The following is a 3,626-nucleotide window of genomic DNA, read 5'->3' as shown; positions in this document are numbered from 1 at the left end:
GGTCTCGACGGGCGGCACGAAAGCCGCCTGTCCGAGTAGCCAGAAAGGCGTGTAGACAAATCCGGTCGTCCACCAGTTCCTTGCTCATGCCAAACTCGCGCACATCGTTTTCCTGGGCGCTCAGTCCTTCGGTGCGGATCGTGGTCAGGTCGTAGAACACCACCGACAGGTCCTGGTCGATCATCGGCCGCAGCAAGCCCGCGACCACCCGGTCAACCGCCTCCTGCTGATCAATCAGCGCGTCCATGCTGCGCAGCAGGTGCTGGTGCGTGATCGTTTTGACGTCGACTTCCGGCAAGGCCACGGTCTCTAGTTAAGGATCGCATTGCTATCGCCTTCGCGTTTTCGCATAGCGTGCCTCGAAGGCCAGCCATTCGTTTTCATCTTGTGCATCAGACCGAGGGCGGTAGTGCTTTAGCGGGGGGGGGGGCGAAGCATTGTAGAGAAACGCGATCACCGGCTGCCGACGTGTGCGGCCAGCAGACCGACGAATTCGGGGAATAGCAGGCGGCCGTCGTGTCCCACTCACCGAATGGTAGTGCACCACCGCGTTCATGCGCTTGCCGTGTCGTGCCTTTAATATGCCAAACGCGAGCTGCGCGCCCAGGCCGAAAATTGATTTGAACCTTCGCAATGTGGCATCGGAGCGGGGATTTGCTCCATCATGAGAATATTTCGGACTTTGCGATTGAGTCACTATAACTGGCACGTCGAATCGAAACGTCTGATCATCGTCAGACGCTCAAGGCGAAGTTGCTGGCTTGTTTGTATTCCCTCAGACAATTGATTCTAATCGAATTTATTAATCATGAACTTAAATATAAGAAATTATTATTCTATTTGATGAATCCTGATAACCAAAAGCCAATGGCTATAAGATTGCAGGCTACCATGCCTAGCTGGACACGGGCCCCTTAATGTATTGAAGGGCCTTATCTTAGCTCTTAAATTTCTTTAATTCTGCGGGTTCAGTTTGATGATACGAAGCTGAGGGTAGCTGCGAAACTGGCGTAGCAGCAAATGAGCTGATTAGCATTGCCACCGCAGCAGAAGTGGCATGCTGGATTTTGGCAAAAACATGGATCAGCATCCGTTGGGGTATCGTTGAAGCGGCACAGAACGCTGGCGACGTAAAGATAGTCATCCGAATTAAATATGACCGAAATCGTCTGGCTGAGCGTGAATGTCAATGCGTCGAGCCCCACCTGGAGAGCGGGGCAGACCATCAGCATCGACCCTGCAGCGCTAAGGTAGGAGGGCCCTGACTTTTAAACCATTTCGTAATCACATATTCATTTTTGCGCATAAAATTTTAATATACTCTTGCGTTTTGTCGTCGAACGCGGTCAGACATGCCAGCGCCTGCTGCAATGCGTTCACCATGTCCTGTTCCGATAGTCCGGAGATCATTTTCGGCAACTCAGTGAGCACCTGTCCCTTGAGCATGATGGCCTCCTTGAGCACGTTGCTGAAAGCGTCTAACTGGACTTCGTCTGGCAGCCAATGGCTCGCCTCCATCAACCGACTAAGCACCTCGCCGCGCGCGTCGTTCTCAAGATTGCCGATTTGCTTAAGCACGCTGTCGAAAGCGGCCTTTCGGTTGTTTTTTGGAAGATACGGGGTCACCTGCGCAAGCTTGGCAAGCGGATTGCGCCGAGTCTTGCAGTCAAGGATGGAGACTTGGTCCAAAATCGCATCGAAAACCGCTTTTCGATCGTTTGGCTTATGACAAAAATGAATGTTATGCGCGAGCTGGCGCAGCGACGGTTCCCGGACCTTCGAGTCCAGCTTGCTCACTGCAATCAACGCATTGTGGAAGGCGATTGGGCGTTCCGAGTCGGGTAGCATGCGAATATTGTCCACGAGATTCGGTAACGGAACGTGCCGTGTGCGGTCATCGCAAAAGCCTGCTTCTTCCCATAAAATCTGAAAGGCGGCTGCTCGGGCATCTTCAGGAAGATCGCCGACTGCGCGCGGAAGCGCGCACAAAAGTGCAAGGCATCCGTCTCTATGCAGCGTTTTCGCGTGCCTCAGCACACTATTGAAAACGGGCGCCCGGTCCATCTCAGGAAATCGCGATAGATCACGGGAGAGTTCGGCTAGAATCACGCCATAGACTAAGTCCGATGAAGGCAATCCGCGATTGTCATCTTTCGAAAATCGAGCGAGGAGCAGCTTGATCACTTTGGCCGTTTGCTCGGCCGGAACCTCGTTGAAGCGACTCAGCATTGCGTCGATGGCTTCTTCACCCAGCGCACAACTGAACTCTAAAGCCTTGACGAATGCGTCCGCCGAATCGATGATATTGGGGTTTGCATTAAGCACCGAAGTCGCCAAACTGAAGGCGGTGTTCTTGTGCGAATCCGACACTCCCAATTCGTTCAGGAATTTAAATTTGGCTGAAGGGATTGCGAGAAGGCAACGATTTTTTGTTTTTAAAATTTCTTTCTGGGTGCCGTGGTCCAAAAATAACGAAACATCTTGCCGCAAATGAGTTTTTATTCGGAGGAAAGAGGGGTTCATGATTTATTTTTTTAAATAAACGTTAATTTTATCGAGGCTGCTTGGGTCTAGCCATCGTCTTATACGCGAATCTGTCAGCCCACAGCTTGACACCCTCGTTCTCAGACAGACAACGGTCATGGCACGCGCGCACCAGCCAATCGACAGGCGTGCCTAAACCGTTGGATCGGCGCATCAATACCACCATGTCCGCCTCGCGATCAGCTACATACACCAATCGCGTGTGCGGCATGTCCACGGCCATTTCCGCTTGGCGCTCATAACCTTCGCCCCAACGCGTGCTTTCTCTTTGCCCACCGCGTACGCCATCGGCACCGCGCGCTTCGCGCTCACGGCTCACCGCGTAGGTCGGATGCAAGTACATGCCCTTGCGCGCCTCGTAGTTCACGGCCCCGGACCCCTCTATGTCCTGCCCATTGAAATCCAACTCGGTCGCATCCTGAATGCACAGTACGACTGAATACTTGCGCATGCGGTGTTGCGTGCTCGCCCAACGCGGCGCCCAAATGACATCCCAAGTCACCTCCGGATTGCGCAAAAACCGGTAGACCGCGCAGGTCTCGCTCCAGCTATCGCATGCCTCGGGGATACTTGCGGCCGGCTTGCCTGAAAGTCGCTCCACCAAGTTCTTAGTCCTCCGATTCAGGCGCGCGTCGCCATGATCCAGCCCCGCGAATTCTTGATCGATCCACTGCTCAGACATGGGCAACGTTCGCTCAAATTGCCATATAGTGGAACCGATTTGCTTGCAGTTTACAAGCGCAATCCTTAAGTCATTGAATGACAGTAAACCGGTTCTGTCACAAAATTCGCCGCGTCCAGAGATGTGCATAACCAAATGGGGCCTAGCAGCCGTTGCGACACGAAGCAACCGCAATTGGTGCGGTGCATGATTAGTGTATCGCGATGACGCCTCAGGAAAAAGCCATTTTTTGAGATGATTTTTTCTCAAGGCTGCTTATCAAATTGTGGGGCATAGTTAATTTCCGCTACCTTTAGGAACGAGTGAGAAATAACTTCCCGGCGGTGCTGGGTGGTGGGAAGCGGCACTGTTAAGATGCAATGGATCCGGAGGATAGACGATGCAGGCTGGTTACAGGGCT

The 3,626-nt window shown here is 52.9% G+C and carries 1 protein-coding gene and 2 pseudogenes; all 3 read right to left on the bottom strand.

Translation table 11 applies throughout. From position 1 onward, the window contains the following. Positions 1–313: pseudogene (locus tag AWB78_RS41800) on the bottom strand (IS1634 family transposase); the annotation flags it as partial. A 971-nt stretch (positions 314–1,284) separates the two neighbouring features. Further along, entirely contained in the window at positions 1,285–2,523 is a 1,239-nt protein-coding gene (locus tag AWB78_RS41795; protein WP_157697882.1) for a hypothetical protein, read from the bottom strand. A 76-nt stretch (positions 2,524–2,599) separates the two neighbouring features. Beyond that, positions 2,600–3,226, bottom strand: a pseudogene (locus AWB78_RS41790) (IS4/Tn5 family transposase DNA-binding protein); the annotation flags it as partial. Positions 3,227–3,626 lie beyond the last annotated feature (400 nt).

It is taken from the genome of Caballeronia calidae (genome assembly GCF_900044055.2).
GTDB classification, from domain to species: domain Bacteria; phylum Pseudomonadota; class Gammaproteobacteria; order Burkholderiales; family Burkholderiaceae; genus Caballeronia; species Caballeronia calidae.
This window is presented reverse-complemented; position numbering and strand designations above follow the sequence as displayed.